This is a genomic window from Neobacillus massiliamazoniensis (assembly GCF_001048695.1).
GTDB classification, from domain to species: Bacteria; Bacillota; Bacilli; order Bacillales; family Cytobacillaceae; genus Neobacillus; species Neobacillus massiliamazoniensis.
In genome coordinates this window covers 623178-640247 of sequence record NZ_CVRB01000004.1, presented here as the reverse complement: position 1 = coordinate 640247, position 17070 = coordinate 623178, and the positions used below count along the sequence as shown (strand labels likewise).

Sequence of the window (17070 nt, the reverse complement as noted above, 5' to 3'; positions counted from 1 at the left end):
ATGATTACAGATATTCTTTGTTCTTCCTTTGCCGTTGCCCTTGAAAATGCCAAGAATTATGAAGTGACAAAAATACAAAGTGAGCGCTGTTCGTTGACGAATTTATATAATTATCGATATTTTGAGAGTATGCTAAATGATGAATTCGAAAAAGTGCACCATTTTGAGAGAGAAATGTTGTCATTAATTCTCCTTGATATTGACCATTTTAAAGCAGTTAATGATACGTATGGACATCAGAGCGGCAATGAAATTTTATGCGAGCTCGCTGATCGTCTTAAGAAAATGGTTGCTGGTCGTGGTACGGTTGCTCGCTTTGGTGGTGAAGAATTTGTCGTACTTCTTCCTAATATGAATAAAACCGATGCTTATGAAACCGCTGAACTTATTCGACAATCGATTGCAAACTGGCCATTTTCCCTCTATCAAGCTTTAAATCAAGAAAATAAACAAATGCAGGTAAGAATAACCGCATCTATCGGAGTGGCAACAGCACCTGAAGATGCTGAGGATGCACTTGCTTTGGTTCGACATGCTGACAGGGCACTTTATGTTGGAGCGAAGAGGGCTGGAAGGAATCGAGTTGCGGAGTATTCGTCGTGTTAAACAATTTGAATAATAAAAGAAGCTAAAGAATGGCAAAATTGATCATCCTTTAGCTTTTTATTTTAAAAATAATTTAATTCATTAAAGGCAGGTAAGACATAATTAATTGTTGAATCATCACCTTAAATAATGGTTCCTAGGTCAATTGTCATATTTGCATCTAGTGAAGTCATTTTATTATCTTTAGTCCCATTTACTGAAAAACTGATGTTTATTTTTACCAGGAATGATATTTGTATCAATATTTGTTATCGAAAAATAAGCTGCAGGATGACCATCTATAGTTATTTGTGATGGTTCCATTAGAAACTCCTATTTTAATATGTTCTTTATCAATTTGGTGGCAAGTGTTATATAGTCTTCTGTTGATCTTCCGTTAATTAATATATATACATGTAACCTTCTGGTGATTTGATTCAAAAATATTTTGCATGGAAACCAGATAATACTATAGTCCCATTTCGGCAATTGCGGTAGACTGATTTGATTTCTCTACAACACGTTTCAGTTTTACGTTAGTAGAGGCCTGTCCAGTGGAGGAGAGAAATAAAATCATAAAAATGGTTATGATTAGTAATACGGTTATTAGAGCATTACCTTTTTTATGGTTAAGTTGATACATTAATAAATGAACCCTATTCACTAGGTAAAGAGTTGAATCTATAGATATTTTATTATTAGAATTTTGTTTATGCTAGCAGTCACTGTTAATGGCACATCTATTAGGTTTGGATCGATTGTTCAGGAAATTATAGTTACAAATATTATATTTTCTTATTGTAAAATAATGTATAATTATAGGGTGGAATATCATAGGTTAATAGATCTATGAAGGGGGAGAGGAAGAATGGTACAAAGCTTAAAGAAAAAATGGAAAAAACAAAAAGGAGAAAAAAAGACAATAGGGACAGATGAAACAGTTAAAGAAAATTCCTTAAGTAGAGAAAGTGTAAAAAAAACATGGTAACCTTGTTTTTTTTGATATTTACCTATGGAGTTATTATTGGTTCATTTTTTAATGTCATTGGATTAAGGATACCTTTAAATAAATCTATCGTGACTCCGCGTTCCACCTGTCCAACATGCGGACATCAATTAAAAGCTTTTGAACTCATCCCAGTGGTTTCTTACATAATACAAGAGGGGAAATGCCGCAGCTGTCAGTGTCGGATTTCTCCTATTTATCCCATAATGGAATTGTTAACAGGAATTCTATTTGCCGTAACACCTCTTTTAGTTGGATGGTCTGGAGAACTAATCGTTGGCTTAACACTAGTTTCGCTGTTTATGATTATCATAGTTTCCGATATTCATTACATGATCATCCCTGATAAAATTTTAATTTGGTTTGCAGTGGCTTTTTTATTGGAACGAATTCTTTGGCCTTTAACTCCATGGTGGGATAGCCTTTTGGGCGCAGGAATCGGCTTTTTCCTTCTCCTTGTCATCGCGATTGTCAGTAAAGGTGGAATGGGCTTTGGCGATGTAAAGCTGTATGCATTGCTTGGCTTTGTCCTTGGCTCTAAATTAGTATTGCTTTCCTTCTTCCTTTCAACTTTTTATGGTGCGGTTATTGGCAGTATAGCGCTTCTTTTTAAAATCGTTAAAAGGCGTCAACCTATTCCCTTCGGACCATTTATTGCTGCAGGGACATTGTCTGTTTATTATTGGGGATCGGAGATTATCAACTTTTACATAGATTTTCTTAATTATGGGTCATTTTAAGGAGTTTTTATATTGGCATTAACCCTCTTTACATCAAATAATCGAATCTTCAACTTAGTCATATATGATCATTCTGTTCGCATTCTTGTATTAAAGTAGAAAATCTTTTGCTCCCCAAAACAATGCCAATCAAAACCAAACAAATCAAGGTTCCGCAAATCAAGCTAATAAGCCAGCCTCAGCGGCTCCATCTGGATTGAAAAAGCTAACGGTTAACTTGAGCATAGAATCACCTAATTACGCCAAATTTGAAAAATTCATTGGAACTCTGGAGTCATTAAAGCGTATCGTTGTAGTAGAGTCGATTAGTTATACAGGAGGTCAAGAAATTACCTCTCTTGCGCAAAGCACTCAACCATTAAGCTACAATCTTACCGTTTCGGCATTCTACATGCCGATACTAGCTGACCTTACGGCACAGCTGCCTAAAATCGATGCTCCGGCACCAGCGAACAAACAAAATCCATTAAGCCAGTTTCCTGATACGTCAAAATCTAATTAATGGGTGAAAAATGAAAAATTTGGCGAAAGTCTACGATAACAAGACGACAAAAGTCTTGTTATTTTTTTTTTCTCCTATGATAGGATGGAAAAAAATAGTACCGGTATAGAAGGGAGTTTGAATGGTGGACAAGCCTAATCAAGGCAATACAATTACGATTAAGGTTAATGGAGAGTATCAAAACTTTAGCGATGAATCCCAGAATCATGACAGTGAAATGAGCAAGTCTACCGTTTCGACAGTAATAAATGGTGACCCAGACGTCTACGAAGAAAATGTGGTTTTGGAAACAGCAGCAGCACAGGAGCCTGTCGAAGAAAGCTTTGACTGGATCATCCCTGAATCTTCTGAAGACGATATCGAGGAATATACGAATGTTCAGAAGTCAACCTCTAAAAAAAGTTCCAACAAAAAACTTGCATCTATTTCCAAAAATGCACAAGGGAAAAACAGCCGTGCTTTTGGTCCGTTTTTAATATCAGGGATCTTCGCCATCCTCATTGGAACGGCGTTTGGTTTTATGATGCTGAAGGTCATGTCACCCCCTGCAAAAAAAGCAGGTTCACAACCGAGAGTGACTGAGAATTCAGGGACGAATCAAGCGAAAACAAATACTTCTACTACAGCTATAAAGTCTCTCACTACCTATGTGGTTCAGGGGGGATTATACTCCTCTAAAGACGCTGCAAAGGATGCAGTGAATCAATCAACAGCTATAGGGGTTCCAGCAAAATCCATTGAAATAGACGGCAAAGAATATTTATTTCTCGGTATTGCAGATTCGCAGGATTCAGCCAAATCTCTTGGCAGTCTAGTTAAAACAAAAGGATTCAATGACGCGTTTGCAAAACCCTTGGATGTTGGAGAAAAGAAAGTGTCTGACCTCAATGATACTGAAAAAAGCTTTCTTGAAGCAGTACCGCAAATCTATCAATCCCTTGTAAAAATGACAGCGAGCGGTATTCTTACCAAAACCATTTCAGAAACATCAACGAAAGAAATGGATCAACAACTCTCGACAAATGGGATAAAGGCCGAAAAAATAAAACAGCTTCAAGCAGAGTTAACATCTGCTAAGGAAAAGTTAAATGCCTTTCAAAAATCAAAGGATTCGAAGAGTTTAATTGATGCCCAGCAGCACTTATTAAACTTTTTGTCAGTTTATTACTCCTTGTAATAAAGCTATCGTCATAGTTCTACAAAAATCCCTATTTTCCGGGAAATAAAACGAGGATGTCCCAAAATGGTCTGACCGCTTGCTTTCCCTCAATTTATAGTCGCTTACTAAGCCATGTTCAGCTATAAATTGTAGGTTGAGGGGTCTGACTCTTTGTTTGGGACATCCTTTCTTTGTTTTATGGTTTTTCTTTACATTTTATTTCGGTATAATTTGACAATATTATTCAAACTTTATGGATATAAAAATTGTTTGCTTTCACTATTTCTGTTACGATTAACTTGTATCTCCCTATACGAAAAGCAAAAAGGTAAGGTGATGAAATGCAGAACCTCATTTTAGCCTCTTCTTCTCCACGGCGAAAAGAACTTCTAGAAAATCTCCAAATTTCTTTCACGATTTTAAGCAGTGAAGTTGATGAAAACTTTAGTCCAGGACTTTCCCCTGATGAAGTGGTTATGGAGCTTGCGGCTCGTAAAGCACAAGCGGTTTTTAATGACAATCCAGACGCTTTTGTAATTGGGGCTGACACCATTGTTGTAGCCAATAACGAAATCATGGGAAAACCAACCAATGAAGAAGAAGCCATTACAATGTTAAAATTGCTATCAGGTGCACAGCATGATGTTTACACTGGCGTCACGATTATATCACCAACATGTTCGACAAGGTTTTTTGAAAAAACTGAAGTATGGTTTTGGGAGTTAACGGACGATGAGATCCGTTCATACGTTAGGACTGGTGAACCGCTTGATAAAGCTGGTGCATATGGGATTCAGCAGTTGGGAAGTTTACTTGTTAAAAAAATCCATGGAGATTATTTCGCGGTTGTCGGCTTGCCTGTTGCAAGGACTATTCGGGAATTAAGAAAGGCAGGATATCAGTTGCCGTATTAACCTTTTTTTGTTCATTAGCTCCCGCCAAAAGGGAGGAAGAAAGGTGTCGACTAATTCATTAATGATAAAGGATTTTCCTCAGGATGAAAGACCGAGGGAACGTTTTATTCAGCACGGCCCACAAAGTTTATCTAATCACGAACTGATTGCCATTTTGCTTAGAACTGGAACGAGGCAAGAATCAGTTTTGCAATTATCAAATCGACTATTAACTCACTTTGAAGGCTTAAGGCTCTTGAAATCAGCTACTCTAGAGGAGATCACGTCTATTAATGGAATTGGCAGTGCCAAAGCCATTCAAATTCTTGCTGCAGTCGAAATTGGCAGAAGAATATCTAACCTCTCCTATAATGATCGATATGTCATTCGCTCACCCGAAGACGGGGCTAACTATGTGATGAATGACATGCGATTTTTGTCACAGGAGCATTTTGTCTGTTTGTATTTAAATACGAAAAATCAAGTGATTCACAAACAAACCATTTTTATTGGCAGTTTAAATGCTTCCATCGTCCATCCGCGTGAGGTATACCGCGAAGCATTAAAAAGGTCCGCCGCATCTATTATCGCGCTACATAATCATCCCAGTGGAGACCCCACTCCAAGCCGTGAGGACATTGAAGTTACGAAAAGGCTAGTGGAATGTGGAAAGATAATTGGGATAGACCTTCTTGATCACTTGATTATCGGAGAAAATAAATTTGTTAGTTTGAAAGAAAAAGGTTATTTATAACAGTATGTTTTTATTTGACGTTGCGCTATAATTTTGGGTATGATTTTTTAGGATTGAATTCAAATTAATTATCAAAATTGTACATGATATAAAAGGTAGAAGCCTGATACGATTTTGCATTTCGTAAATTAGAAAGGGAGTTACAACAATGTTTGGAATTGGTTCAAGAGATTTAGGAATTGATTTGGGTACAGCAAATACCCTTGTTTACGCAAAAGGAAAAGGAATTGTCTTGAGAGAGCCATCCGTTGTGGCGCTACAAACTGATACAAAAAATATCGTTGCAGTCGGGAACGATGCGAAGAACATGATTGGCCGTACCCCGGGAAACGTAGTAGCACTTCGACCTATGAAGGATGGAGTAATTGCGGATTTTGAAACAACTGCTGCGATGATGAAGTATCACATTCGCCATGCAACGAAAGCGAACGGGCTGTTTGCAGGTAAGCCTTATGTAATGGTATGTGTCCCATCCGGGATTACAGCCGTTGAGGAACGTGCGGTAATCGATGCTACTAGGCAGGCTGGTGCTAAGGATGCATACACGATTGAAGAACCTTTTGCTGCAGCGATTGGTGCCAATCTTCCTGTCTGGGAGCCAACCGGAAGTATGGTCGTGGATATTGGCGGAGGTACGACCGAAGTAGCTATCATCTCATTAGGCGGGATTGTTACGAGCCAATCTATTCGTATTGCCGGGGATGAAATGGATGATGCGATTGTCACTTATATTCGAAAGAATTATAACTTAATGATCGGTGAACGTACCTCTGAAACGATTAAAATGGAAGTTGGTTCCGCTAGTGATCCTGAAGGTATCGACAATATGGAGATTCGCGGCCGTGATTTATTAACAGGTCTACCAAAAACGATTGAAATTACTCCAAAAGAAATTGCTGTTGCCTTAAAGGATACCGTTTATGCAATTGTAGAAGCTGTTAAAAATACTTTGGAAAAAACTCCACCAGAACTTGCTGCAGATATTATGGACCGTGGTATCGTGTTAACTGGCGGAGGGGCCCTGCTGCGGAATTTGGACAAGGTCATCAGTGAAGAAACAAAAATGCCGGTTCTAATCGCTGAAAATCCACTTGATTGTGTGGCAATTGGAACAGGAAAAGCGCTCGATCATATTAATTTATTTAAAAACAAATCAAAAGAATCTAGGTAAAAAGAAATAGGGAAACGCCTTTGGAACAAGCACAGCTTGTTCCTGCGAAGATTATTCAAGGGAGATTTCCTTTATGCTCAGGGGCGACCGGCATAAGACGGGCCGGCATGAAGGTTGCTTTTTAACCTTCAGGGCGGATTGGCCTATGACCCGAGCCACTAGGCGCTAAAAAATAGTTGAAGTAATATTCTTATCTATTAGAAAAAATAGAGGTGTATATTCATGCCACAGTTCTTCTTGAATAAACGTCTGATTATTTTGCTCGTCAGCATCATTCTGCTCGTGGCATTGATTGGGTTTTCTTTAAGGGAGAGGACAAGATTAACTTGGCCGGAGCAGTTCGTTAAAGATACGACCGGCTGGGTTCAATCCCTAGTTTCAAAGCCTGCCCATCTTGTTGCAGGCTTTTTTGGAAATCTTCAGGATCTGCAGAACACTTACGAGGAGAATAAACAGTTAAAAGCGCGGGTTGATAAAACGGTAAGCCTTGAATCACAAGTTCAAGAGCTAAAGAAAGAAAATAAAGATTTGCGTGATTCTCTCGGTGAAAAACAGACCCTGAGCGATAGTGAGCCATTACCAGCAACTGTTATTGGCAGAAATCCTGATCGTTGGCACGAAATGATTATCATCGACAAGGGCAATTTAAATGGTGTTAAACAAAACATGGCTGTTGTGACAGCGGGCGGACTTATTGGAAAAGTAAAAAGTGTGGACCAATTCAGTTCAACAGTTCAATTATTAAGCTCTATGGATCCAAAAAATCGGATTTCCGTTACGATCCAAGGTAGCTCTAATATTTATGGCTTTGTCCAGGGCTTTGATGAGCAAAAAAATTTATTGTTAGTTAAAAGCATTCCTACTGGAACAAAAATTGAAAAAGGACAAACTGTCATTACTTCTGGTCTAGGAGGCATGTTTCCAAGGGGCCTCATGGTTGGGACAGTGGTCGATGTAACCCCAGATCAATATGGATTAAATCAAACTGCATTAGTAAAGCCGGGTGCAGATTTCTATGATATCAATAGTGTTATTGTTATTAAAAGAACCGCGCCTGAACCTAGCGCAAGTGCAATGGGGGATAGTCAGGGGGGAAATTTGTGAGAAAACTCATTCTCCCTCTTTTGTTTGTGTTTCTTTTTATGTTAGAAAGTATATTTGTTCAGTATATACCGCCAGGCCTTTTTGGGCTTTTTGGGCGGAACTCGATTGTTGTTCCCCATTTTCTTATTGTAGGAATCCTGTTTCTTACGATTTATGGAGGGAGAAAAAAAGGGATTCTTTATGCCTTTATTTTTGGATTGCTATTTGATATTGTGTATACGGAAATTTTAGGTATTTACTTATTTTTGTATCCGCTTGTTGCCTATATAGTTTCGAAAATAATGCATGTCTTACAATTGAATTTGTTCTCCACTTCCCTTATTTCCCTTGTAGGAATCGCATTATTAGAGCTTGGCGTTTATGAATTGAATTTTATTATACACATTACAAACCTGGATTTTTCTAGCTTTCTTCATTTGCGTTTTTATCCAACCCTTTTGTTTAATGCCGCATTTTTATTGCTTGCATGTTATCCGCTTCAGCGCATAATCGAAAAATACTCGGGTGCACTTCGGGATGAATGATTTTTATGAAAAAAAAGGAGATTAGACGCACCGTGTCGAATTATAATCGAGAATGGTAGATTCCATTTTGCTTCGGAACAAGCTAATGCTTGTTCCGTGTGCGTCTACGCTTTTCTTATGAGGTGAAATTTTCTCCATGAAAAATCGGCAAAACGTGACAATAAAAGGCACGAAGGATGGTTTAGTTCTCCACCTTAGTGATAGCTGTTCCTATAATGAATTAATGAAAGAATTGGATGAAAAGCTTACAGCAAACTCCAAATTACAAGTTGATCGCCATTTAATCCCTGTTAAAGTGGATATTGGAAATAGATATTTAAGTAACACGCAGGCTGAGGAATTGAAAGCCCTAATTCGGCAAAAAAAGAATTTAGTGGTGGATGAAATTGAATCAAATGTCATCACGAAGCAGGAAGCAGAGGAAATAAAATCTAAGGATGAAGTCGTGCCTGTAACAAAAATAGTCCGCTCCGGGCAGATATTGAAAGTTTCTGGCGATCTCTTGCTCGTTGGCGATGTTAACCCTGGTGGTACCGTTATTGCAGGCGGAAATATTTTTGTTATGGGAGCTTTAAAGGGAATTGCACACGCAGGATACTCCGGAAATGATCAATCAGTCATCGTTGCATCTAGCATGAAGCCTTCCCAGCTTCGCATCAGTGATTGTTTATTTCGTGCACCTGATACGGAAAGTGAAAATGAACAAAAGGAAATGGAATGTGCATACATAGACGAAAACCGTCAGATCATCGTAGATAGATTGCAAGTATTAATCCATTTAAGGCCTAGTTTAAGTAGATTAGAAGGGGGACTATAAAGTGGGAGAAGCAATAGTAGTTACATCTGGTAAGGGCGGCGTCGGAAAAACAACGACTTCTGCTAATATTGGAACAGCACTGGCCCTTCAAGGTAAAAAAGTTTGCTTAGTGGATACGGACATTGGTCTTCGAAACTTGGATGTTATCATGGGGCTTGAAAACAGAATTATTTATGATCTTGTCGATGTAGTGGAGGGAAGATGTAAACTCCATCAAGCATTAGTAAAAGACAAGCGGTTCGAGGATTTACTGTACTTGCTCCCTGCTGCACAAACGGTCGATAAGTCAGCTGTGAAGCCTGAGCAGATCAAATCGCTTATTAGTGATTTAAAACAAGACTATGATTATATCATCATTGACTGTCCGGCTGGTATAGAGCAGGGATTTCAGAATGCCATTGCCGGTGCTGACTGTGCTATTGTAGTTACTACTCCTGAAGTTTCCGCCGTACGCGATGCTGATCGAATTATAGGTCTCTTGGAAAAAGAAAAGCATTTGGAGCCGCCAAAGCTCGTTATCAATCGGATTCGCAATCACATGATGAAAAATGGCGATATGCTCGATGTTGACGAAATCACCCAGCATTTATCGATAGAGTTGTTTGGGATTGTCGCTGATGATGAAGAAGTGATTCGAGCATCAAACCATGGCGAACCAATAGCACTCAATCCAAACAGTAAGGCATCCTTAGCTTACCGTAATATTGCCAGAAGAATACTCGGTGAGTCAATTCCACTGCAACCATTGGCAGAAGAACACCAAGGTGTTTTTTCAAAAATCAAAAAGTTTTTTGGTGTGAGATAAATAGAACTTACACTTATAGAAATGGACAATTCTCGAAGAAAAAATTATATACTTTCATCAATAAAAAAGAGTCTGTCCTGTTGGACAGGCTTATTTTTGTAGTCATACTCGTCCTCCCCCATTCATAAACTTGTACTAAAAAGTGGGAAAAGGGTTGATAGGTATGGCGCGGTCTACAGCAGATGAAATACGGCGGCGAATCGCAAAAAGAAAAAGAGATAAGGGAGCGTCGTCTCAAACAAAACCGGAACATTATATTGAATGGCCTGGAGATGATGAACAATATGGCTTTCATCATTTTCCATCGGATAAAGAAGATGGTCCTGACGGGCATCCGTTATTTAAAAAAGAGGTTTTTTTCTTTAAAATATTAGCTTCAATCCTCCTTTTTTTAGCTGTTGCCATTTTGTTTCGGAATCATTCCGCAACATTTAATCCTGCACGGAGCTTCGTCACCAATCAGATGGAAAATGACTTCAAATTTGCGGCAGTATCAAAATGGTATGAGGATCAATTCGGGAAACCACTGACCCTCCTCCCTTTTACAGAACAAGATAAACCAGGGACAAAAACAGTTGTGCAAAAGGAGTATGCCGTACCAGCGTCAGGGAGAATCCTCGAAAATTTTGAGAAAAATGGCCAAGGAATCATGATTGAAACAGGGAAAGGAGCCCCTGTGAAAGCAATGAAAGAGGGAGTTGTCACCTTCGTAGGTGTTAAAGATGGGCTTGGAAAAACGATAGTTATTCAGCACTCTGACAAATCAGAATCTTGGTATGGAAACCTGGCAGATATTAAGGTCAGCTTGTATGACAACGTCAAAAAAGAACAAGTTGTCGGCACCGTTTCCGATTCAACCGGTACAGATAAATCGAAAGGAAAATATTACTTTGCGATCAAAAAAGGGGATCAATTTATCAACCCTATACAGGTGATTCGATTTGAATAAGACGATAAATTTACTTCGACATGTTGAGATCCATCCGTTGTTGTGGATTATCATAGCCCTTTCCATCGCTACAGCCCATTTCCTTGAGCTTTGTCTTTTGCTTGGCATTATTTTTATCCATGAAATGGGGCATGCTTCTGCTGCTTCTTTTTTTTCCTGGAGAATCAAAAAAATCACGCTTCACCCATTTGGCGGAGTAGCAGAAATGGATGAGCATGGGAATCGTCCGTTAAAAGAAGAAGCCATCGTCGTTCTGGCTGGACCCTTTCAACATGTTTGGATGGTAGCTGCAGCCTATCTCTTGTTGTCCCTCTCATGGTTGCCAAACGAGCTATTTCAAACCTTTCTTTATTACAATCTGATGATTTTCATTTTTAATCTTTTCCCGATTTGGCCTCTTGATGGGGGGAAGTTGGTTTTTTTATTTTTCTCATTAAAAAAAGCCTTTCCGGAAGCTCACCGCTTGACCCTTATGATTTCATTTTTGAGTCTAGGTTGCTTTGCCATCTTCATATTAATCGCTGCACCTATGCACATAAATGTTTGGGTTGTGATTGCCTTTTTATTTTTCTCGCTTTATCACGAGTGGAAGCAGCGCCGGTTTATATTTATGCGCTTTTTATTAGAGCGTTATTATGGGAAAAAATCAGACCTCAATCAGCTTAAACCGATTCAAGCGAATGAAAAGGATTTGCTCATCGAGGTATTAGAAAAATTTCAGCGTGGCTGTAAGCATCCGATCATTATTGAATCCGGAGGAAAAGAACAAGGTAGACTGGATGAAAATGAACTATTGCATGCCTTTTTTAGTGAAAAGCGATTGAGTGATAAAATCAGTGACCTTCTCATTTTATTTTAAAGGGGTATAATATAAGCAAAAGTAAACATAAAGTGGGGACGCTGGTTTGGATAGATTGATTGTTAATTACACTGGAAGGGAAAAGCGCTTTGCGCTTTTAAAAGATGACCAAGTTGAAAAAATCATATTTGACCGACCTGAGCAACGCTCACAGGTCGGTAATATTTATTATGGGACAGTAACGAAAGTATTACCTGGGATGAATGCTGTATTTATCGATATCGGAACGGATAAAAATGCGTACATGCATCGTGATACTCTTCCTTCATATGTTCTTTCAGAGGATAAAAATCACCAACACCTATCATCACTTGTCCATCAGGGCGAAAAATTGCTGGTACAAGTGGATAAGGATGCAACAGGTACAAAAGGACCAAGAGTAACAGGGATCATTGAATTTCAAGGAGATAATCTTATTTATATGCCGAAGGGCCGCTATGTGGCGGTTTCGAAAAAAATCGCAGACGAACAGCAAAAAACAAAACTCCGCCGTATTGGTCAGCATCTTAAAACAGCTGAGGAAGGCATTATTATTCGGACCTCAAGTTTAACTAGCAGTAAGGAAGAAATGGCTGTTGAATGGAGCAAACTCCGTCTTCAATACGAGGAATTGGTGATGAGAACGGCTTCTCTTAAAAAGCCTGGGTTGCTTTTTCAAAAAGATAGTTTTATGGAAATGCTTCACGTAACGATTGGGAGAATGACAGTCGGCGAAGTAATCCTCGACGATTTGCCATTAAAACAAGTATTTGAAAAAGAGATGAAAAAGAGTCAGATTACATTTACCTTTTACAATGGAAAAGATAATATTTTTTCCGCCAACCGAGTAGAGCAATCGATCGACAAAGCCTTAAAGCGTGTCGTCTGGCTTGATAAAGGAGCATATCTTGTTTTTGATGAGACCGAAGCCTTAACGATTATAGATGTAAATACCGGAAAGTTTTCCGGTAAAGGGGATTATCAAGAAACAGTATTAAAAACGAATCAGCTTGCGGCGATAGAAATTGCCCATCAGCTCCGGCTTCGTGATAGTAGTGGGATCGTATTAATTGATTTCATCGATATGAAACGTGATCAAGACAGGCTTTCTATTATGGAATTAATGGAACGGGAATTAAAGAAGGATGAAAAAAGAACGAAAATCATCGGATTTACCGCTCTAGGGATTATGCAGTTAACAAGAAAAAAAACGAAGGTACCTTTATCTGAAGCCTTACAGGTAAAATGTCCTCTGTGTGACGGTACAGGACGAATCCTGAGTGCTGAGACCATTGCTTTCCGGCTTGAACGGGAACTGCTTGAGCACCGCACAACCGATCATGAAGCTGTTCTGGTTGAAACCACGAAAGAGGTGAAAGAGGCATTCGCGGGTCCTAACGAAACCTTTCAAGCAGCATTTGAGGAGTCACTCCAGTTGAAAATATATTTTTCTGTAAAGACCTCTCATGAGCATTATTATATATTGAAGCAGTTCGGAGAGATGAGTGAGATTTCCCGAAAAGCCGCAGAATTATATTGACATTATGGCAATTGTTATGGTAGGATTCTAATGTTATGTTTGTAGCACCTGTGCTACAACCGCACAGAACAGGTAGTAAGATTTTGCTCTATAGCAAAGCGCCTGGGGATGGCGAGTCTGAGTTTATAAGGAGGTGCAGTTCATGTACGCAATTATCGAAACTGGCGGTAAGCAAGTTAAAGTTGAAGAAGGCCAAGCAATCTACATTGAAAAGCTTAATGCAGAAGCTGGTGAAACAGTTACTTTTGACAAGGTTCTTTTCGTTGGCGGTGAAGATGTAAAAGTAGGAAGCCCTGTTGTTGCAGGTGCTACAGTTACAGCTAAAGTTGAAAAACAAGGCCGTGCGAAGAAAATCACTGTTTTCAAGTACAAAGCGAAGAAAAACAACCGTAAGAAACAAGGTCATCGTCAACCTTACACTAAAGTAGTCATCGAAAAAATCAACGCATAAGGTGTTGAGAAATAGATGATTGAAATTACGATTACTCGTTCTGACTCCGATTACATTCAATCATTTGAAATAAGCGGTCATGCCTTTTTCGCCGAACGGGGCAAGGATATCGTCTGTGCAGGCGCATCCGCTGTATCTGTTGGTGCAATCAACTCGGTTTATGCCTTAACAGGTGTTACCCCCGAGATTGAACAGGGAGACGGTTTTCTCCGCTGTGTCATCCCGGAAGATCTTCCGAAAGTCACATTTGAGAAAATTCAACTTCTCCTTGAAGGAATGGTTGTTTCATTACAAACGATTGAAGAGGAATATGGCAGTCACATAAAAATTACCTTCAAAAAATAGGAGGTGGAATACATGTTATTAAAATTAGATCTTCAGTTGTTCGCATCTAAAAAGGGAGTAGGTTCTACAAAGAACGGACGTGACTCTATTTCTAAGCGCCTTGGTGCTAAGCGTGCAGATGGTCAATTCGTTTCTGGTGGTTCAATCCTTTACCGTCAACGTGGTACAAAGATTTATCCAGGTGAAAACGTGGGCCGTGGCGGAGATGACACTCTTTTTGCAAAAATCGACGGCGTTGTGAAATTTGAACGTCTTGGTCGTGACCGCAAACAAGTGAGTGTATATCCAGTAGCTCAAGAAGCATAAGAGACATTCGAAAACTCTAACCTATTCGGTTAGAGTTTTCTTTTTTTACATCATAAACGAAGAAAATAAGTCTTTTCTAACCACAAATGATGATCAATCGCATAAAAAAGCTTACGCATTGTTACTTTTTTGATATACTAACAGAAAACGGTTATCGACACTTATTAGTAGGAGTGTACGTATGTACAAAGAATGGGATATTGTTGAAGTGCTACGGCACTCACGACACGATTGGTTAAATCGGCTACAGTTAATAAAAGGAAACTTGGATTTAAACAGAATAGATCGGGTTAAGGAAATTATTGACGAAATTATCATTGAAGCACAGCATGAAACAAGACTTTCGAATTTACATATGCCTCGATTTGCCTCGCTATTATTAAAATCCAATTGGGAGAATCGGTTCTTTAAGCTCGAATATGAGGTACTTGAAGACACGACATCCCTAGAAATCAATGAGAATCTTATGACTGATTGGACAAATTCTTTTTTTTCATGTTTAAATAAGTCAGTTGAGACCTTTCATGAAAACCATTTATCGATTACGATTGAACCTAATCCAGATGGTGTTCGTTTCTTTTTCGATTTTAGCGGGATAATAACAAATAGTGAACGAATGAAAAACTTCTTGGCAGAACAAGTAACCACTATGAGTATAGAGGTGAAGGAGTTTTCAAACGATGAATTAGCAATCGAAGTATTTATGCCGTTTTTGCAGGAATGCGATTCGTATTGAAATTTGGATCTTTTATTGGGCAGTTTGGAGGTATAAAATGTTTGTCGATCAGGTAAAAATTTATGTTAAAGGCGGCGATGGAGGCAACGGAATGGTTGCTTTCCGCCGTGAAAAATATGTTCCAAAGGGTGGTCCTGCCGGCGGTGACGGCGGCAATGGGGCCGATGTTGTTTTCGAAGTAAACGAAGGACTAAGAACGTTAATGGATTTCCGTTACCAAAGGCATTTTAAAGCACCACGAGGTGAACATGGCATGTCGAAAAATCAGCATGGTAGAAATGCCAAGGAGCTGATTGTTAAGGTACCACCAGGGACTGTGGTGATGGATGCTGAAACAAACGAAGTGATTGCCGATTTAGTCGAGCATGAACAGCGTGCGGTTATTGCTAGGGGAGGCCGCGGTGGCAGAGGAAATTCAAGATTTGCTACACCTGCCAATCCGGCACCAGAACTTTCGGAAAATGGAGAGCCTGGTCAAGAGCGCGATGTGATACTGGAATTAAAGCTACTGGCTGATGTGGGCCTCGTTGGGTTTCCGAGTGTTGGGAAATCTACTTTACTTTCCGTCGTATCATCGGCAAAACCGAAAATCGCTGAATATCATTTTACAACGATTGTTCCGAATCTTGGTATGGTTGAAACAGAGGATGGCAGAAGCTTTGTGATGGCAGACCTACCTGGATTAATTGAGGGAGCTCATTCCGGAGTTGGTTTGGGTCATCAATTTTTACGTCATATTGAGCGGACTCGGGTAATCGTCCATGTGATTGATATGGCTTCCATGGAAGGCCGAGACCCATTTGAGGATTATCTTACAATTAATAAAGAGTTGAAAGAGTACAATTTAAGATTGACAGAGCGGCCTCAAATCATTGTCGCTAATAAAATGGAGATGCCTGGAGCTGAGGAAAATCTCGAATCCTTTAAACAACAGCTGCAAGATGATTATCCGATTTTCCCTATTTCAGCCGTTACAAGAAAAGGACTTCGAGAGCTATTATTTGCGATCGCAGATAAATTAGCGGAAACACCGGAATTCCCACTCGAACATGAAGAAGAGGAAACAGGCGTTCATCGCGTTCTCTATAAACATGAAAAAGAACCTGATGCGTTTACGATCACGAGAGAGTCGGATGGATCGTTTGTAGTTTCAGGTGAAAAAATTGAAAAGCTCTTTAAGATGACTGATTTTTCACGAGAGGAATCTGTCCGTCGCTTCTCCCGCCAGCTTCGCGGCCTTGGTGTAGATGAAGCCTTAAGAAAAAGAGGGGCAACAGATGGCGATATCGTGAAATTATTAGAATTTGAATTTGAGTTCATCGAGTAGCCTTCTTAGAAGGAGTAGGGTAGAGAGATGAAAATGGATCATTTTGATAAGAAATTTTACTTGGTGCGTGAGGATGTTTTACCGGAGGCGATGAAAAAGGCGGTTGAAGCAAAAGAAATGCTAAACCGGGGAAATGCCGAATCAATCTGGGATGCAGTCAAACAAGTAGATTTAAGCAGAAGTGCTTACTATAAGTATAAAGATACTGTTTTTCCATTCTCCACCATCAAGAAGGAAAAACTAATTACCCTATTTTTTCATCTTGAGGACCGTTCAGGGACACTTTCAAAACTGCTGAGCGTTGTTGCCATGTCAGGCTGCAATGTCTTAACCATTCACCAAACGATTCCGCTTCAAGGCAGGGCGAACGTGACCCTTTCTCTAAATACAGGTAATATGGAAATAGAAATGGATGATATGCTTTCCGAATTAAGAAAGCTGGAATTTGTTGAAAAAGTAGAAGTGCTGGGAACAGGGGCGTAACGACCTGTTTTTAGCCTCTTTTTTTTAAAGGGAGA

Annotated in this window: 21 protein-coding genes and 1 other annotated feature; of the genes, 20 read left to right on the top strand and 1 reads right to left on the bottom strand. The window is 39.4% G+C overall.

Annotation, left to right across the window (positions count from 1 at the left end; translation table 11 throughout):
- Positions 1 to 606, top strand: a complete 606-nt coding sequence (locus BN1082_RS28305) for a GGDEF domain-containing protein (RefSeq protein ID WP_245640499.1) — start codon at positions 1 to 3, stop codon at positions 604 to 606.
- Between the two features lie 448 nt (positions 607 to 1054).
- On the opposite strand, the gene BN1082_RS27085 is transcribed toward BN1082_RS28305, so the two are convergent.
- The gene (locus BN1082_RS27085) at positions 1055 to 1249 is read right to left on the bottom strand and encodes a baseplate tail-tube junction protein (RefSeq protein WP_281177041.1); all 195 of its coding nucleotides are present in this window, start codon (positions 1247 to 1249) and stop codon (positions 1055 to 1057) included.
- Between the two features lie 317 nt (positions 1250 to 1566).
- Between BN1082_RS27085 and BN1082_RS21070 the strand changes: the two genes are divergently transcribed.
- The 19 genes from BN1082_RS21070 (at position 1567) to BN1082_RS20980 (ending at position 17035) form a co-directional block, all read left to right on the top strand.
- Positions 1567 to 2331 (top strand): prepilin peptidase, encoded by a 765-nt coding sequence (locus BN1082_RS21070; RefSeq protein ID WP_176699886.1) that lies wholly within the window; start codon positions 1567 to 1569, stop codon positions 2329 to 2331.
- Between the two features lie 217 nt (positions 2332 to 2548).
- Positions 2549 to 2833, top strand: coding sequence for a hypothetical protein (locus tag BN1082_RS21065; protein ID WP_141650897.1), 285 nt, complete (start codon positions 2549 to 2551; stop codon positions 2831 to 2833).
- Between the two features lie 121 nt (positions 2834 to 2954).
- Positions 2955 to 4010 carry a hypothetical protein gene (locus tag BN1082_RS21060; RefSeq protein ID WP_090637850.1) on the top strand — a complete coding sequence of 352 codons (1056 nt, stop codon included), beginning with the start codon at positions 2955 to 2957 and terminating at the stop codon, positions 4008 to 4010.
- A gap of 323 nt (positions 4011 to 4333) precedes the next feature.
- Positions 4334 to 4906, top strand: coding sequence for a Maf family protein (locus BN1082_RS21055; protein WP_090637849.1), 573 nt, complete (start codon positions 4334 to 4336; stop codon positions 4904 to 4906).
- A gap of 61 nt (positions 4907 to 4967) precedes the next feature.
- Positions 4968 to 5639: a RadC family protein gene (gene radC, locus BN1082_RS21050; RefSeq protein ID WP_176699894.1), complete on the top strand. Its 672-nt coding sequence runs from the start codon at positions 4968 to 4970 to the stop codon at positions 5637 to 5639.
- A gap of 148 nt (positions 5640 to 5787) precedes the next feature.
- Positions 5788 to 6810, top strand: a complete 1023-nt coding sequence (locus tag BN1082_RS21045; protein ID WP_090637844.1) for a rod shape-determining protein — start codon at positions 5788 to 5790, stop codon at positions 6808 to 6810.
- Between the two features lie 222 nt (positions 6811 to 7032).
- Positions 7033 to 7914 carry a rod shape-determining protein MreC gene (gene mreC, locus BN1082_RS21040; protein ID WP_090637840.1) on the top strand — a complete coding sequence of 294 codons (882 nt, stop codon included), beginning with the start codon at positions 7033 to 7035 and terminating at the stop codon, positions 7912 to 7914.
- Positions 7911 to 8438 carry a rod shape-determining protein MreD gene (gene mreD / locus BN1082_RS21035; RefSeq protein WP_090637838.1) on the top strand — a complete coding sequence of 176 codons (528 nt, stop codon included), beginning with the start codon at positions 7911 to 7913 and terminating at the stop codon, positions 8436 to 8438. Before mreC ends, mreD begins: the two co-directional genes overlap by 4 nt.
- Positions 8439 to 8574: 136 nt before the next feature.
- Positions 8575 to 9255, top strand: a complete 681-nt coding sequence (minC, locus tag BN1082_RS21030; protein WP_090637835.1) for a septum site-determining protein MinC — start codon at positions 8575 to 8577, stop codon at positions 9253 to 9255.
- 1 nt (position 9256) lies between these two features.
- Positions 9257 to 10060 (top strand): septum site-determining protein MinD, encoded by an 804-nt coding sequence (minD, locus tag BN1082_RS21025; protein WP_090637833.1) that lies wholly within the window; start codon positions 9257 to 9259, stop codon positions 10058 to 10060.
- Between the two features lie 163 nt (positions 10061 to 10223).
- Positions 10224 to 11009 carry a M23 family metallopeptidase gene (locus BN1082_RS21020; protein WP_090637829.1) on the top strand — a complete coding sequence of 262 codons (786 nt, stop codon included), beginning with the start codon at positions 10224 to 10226 and terminating at the stop codon, positions 11007 to 11009.
- Positions 11002 to 11868, top strand: coding sequence for a M50 family metallopeptidase (locus BN1082_RS21015; RefSeq protein WP_090637826.1), 867 nt, complete (start codon positions 11002 to 11004; stop codon positions 11866 to 11868). The genes BN1082_RS21020 and BN1082_RS21015 overlap by 8 nt, the downstream gene beginning before the upstream one ends.
- 46 nt (positions 11869 to 11914) lie before the next feature.
- Positions 11915 to 13387 carry an Rne/Rng family ribonuclease gene (locus tag BN1082_RS21010; protein ID WP_090637824.1) on the top strand — a complete coding sequence of 491 codons (1473 nt, stop codon included), beginning with the start codon at positions 11915 to 11917 and terminating at the stop codon, positions 13385 to 13387.
- 47 nt (positions 13388 to 13434) lie between these two features.
- Positions 13435 to 13516, top strand: a sequence feature (ribosomal protein L21 leader region).
- 13 nt (positions 13517 to 13529) lie between these two features.
- Positions 13530 to 13838 (top strand): 50S ribosomal protein L21, encoded by a 309-nt coding sequence (rplU, locus tag BN1082_RS21005; RefSeq protein ID WP_090637822.1) that lies wholly within the window; start codon positions 13530 to 13532, stop codon positions 13836 to 13838.
- 15 nt (positions 13839 to 13853) lie between these two features.
- Positions 13854 to 14183, top strand: coding sequence for a ribosomal-processing cysteine protease Prp (locus BN1082_RS21000; RefSeq protein ID WP_090637819.1), 330 nt, complete (start codon positions 13854 to 13856; stop codon positions 14181 to 14183).
- A 12-nt stretch (positions 14184 to 14195) separates the two neighbouring features.
- Positions 14196 to 14489, top strand: a complete 294-nt coding sequence (gene rpmA, locus BN1082_RS20995; RefSeq protein ID WP_090637817.1) for a 50S ribosomal protein L27 — start codon at positions 14196 to 14198, stop codon at positions 14487 to 14489.
- Positions 14490 to 14670: 181 nt separating this feature from the next.
- Complete coding sequence (locus BN1082_RS20990; protein ID WP_090637815.1) at positions 14671 to 15225, top strand: sporulation initiation phosphotransferase B; 555 nt, start codon at positions 14671 to 14673, stop codon at positions 15223 to 15225.
- Positions 15226 to 15262: 37 nt separating this feature from the next.
- Positions 15263 to 16552: a GTPase ObgE gene (gene obgE / locus BN1082_RS20985; RefSeq protein ID WP_090637812.1), complete on the top strand. Its 1290-nt coding sequence runs from the start codon at positions 15263 to 15265 to the stop codon at positions 16550 to 16552.
- A 27-nt stretch (positions 16553 to 16579) separates the two neighbouring features.
- Positions 16580 to 17035, top strand: coding sequence for an ACT domain-containing protein (locus BN1082_RS20980; protein WP_090637810.1), 456 nt, complete (start codon positions 16580 to 16582; stop codon positions 17033 to 17035).
- Positions 17036 to 17070 lie beyond the last annotated feature (35 nt).

Excerpts from the sequence above, each read along its gene's own strand:
- rpmA (WP_090637817.1), top strand. The coding sequence starts at position 14,196 with ATGTTATTAAAATTAGATCTTCAGTTGTTCGCATCTAAAAAGGGAGTA.
- BN1082_RS21020 (WP_090637829.1), top strand. The coding sequence starts at position 10,224 with ATGGCGCGGTCTACAGCAGATGAAATACGGCGGCGAATCGCAAAAAGA.
- BN1082_RS20990 (WP_090637815.1), top strand. The coding sequence starts at position 14,671 with ATGTACAAAGAATGGGATATTGTTGAAGTGCTACGGCACTCACGACAC.
- minC (WP_090637835.1), top strand. The coding sequence starts at position 8,575 with ATGAAAAATCGGCAAAACGTGACAATAAAAGGCACGAAGGATGGTTTA.
- radC (WP_176699894.1), top strand. The coding sequence starts at position 4,968 with ATGATAAAGGATTTTCCTCAGGATGAAAGACCGAGGGAACGTTTTATT.
- BN1082_RS21060 (WP_090637850.1), top strand. The coding sequence starts at position 2,955 with ATGGTGGACAAGCCTAATCAAGGCAATACAATTACGATTAAGGTTAAT.
- BN1082_RS21045 (WP_090637844.1), top strand. The coding sequence starts at position 5,788 with ATGTTTGGAATTGGTTCAAGAGATTTAGGAATTGATTTGGGTACAGCA.
- BN1082_RS21000 (WP_090637819.1), top strand. The coding sequence starts at position 13,854 with ATGATTGAAATTACGATTACTCGTTCTGACTCCGATTACATTCAATCA.
- BN1082_RS21070 (WP_176699886.1), top strand. The coding sequence starts at position 1,567 with ATGGTAACCTTGTTTTTTTTGATATTTACCTATGGAGTTATTATTGGT.
- rplU (WP_090637822.1), top strand. The coding sequence starts at position 13,530 with ATGTACGCAATTATCGAAACTGGCGGTAAGCAAGTTAAAGTTGAAGAA.
- BN1082_RS28305 (WP_245640499.1), top strand. The coding sequence starts at position 1 with ATGATTACAGATATTCTTTGTTCTTCCTTTGCCGTTGCCCTTGAAAAT.
- BN1082_RS21055 (WP_090637849.1), top strand. The coding sequence starts at position 4,334 with ATGCAGAACCTCATTTTAGCCTCTTCTTCTCCACGGCGAAAAGAACTT.
- BN1082_RS20980 (WP_090637810.1), top strand. The coding sequence starts at position 16,580 with ATGAAAATGGATCATTTTGATAAGAAATTTTACTTGGTGCGTGAGGAT.
- mreC (WP_090637840.1), top strand. The coding sequence starts at position 7,033 with ATGCCACAGTTCTTCTTGAATAAACGTCTGATTATTTTGCTCGTCAGC.
- obgE (WP_090637812.1), top strand. The coding sequence starts at position 15,263 with ATGTTTGTCGATCAGGTAAAAATTTATGTTAAAGGCGGCGATGGAGGC.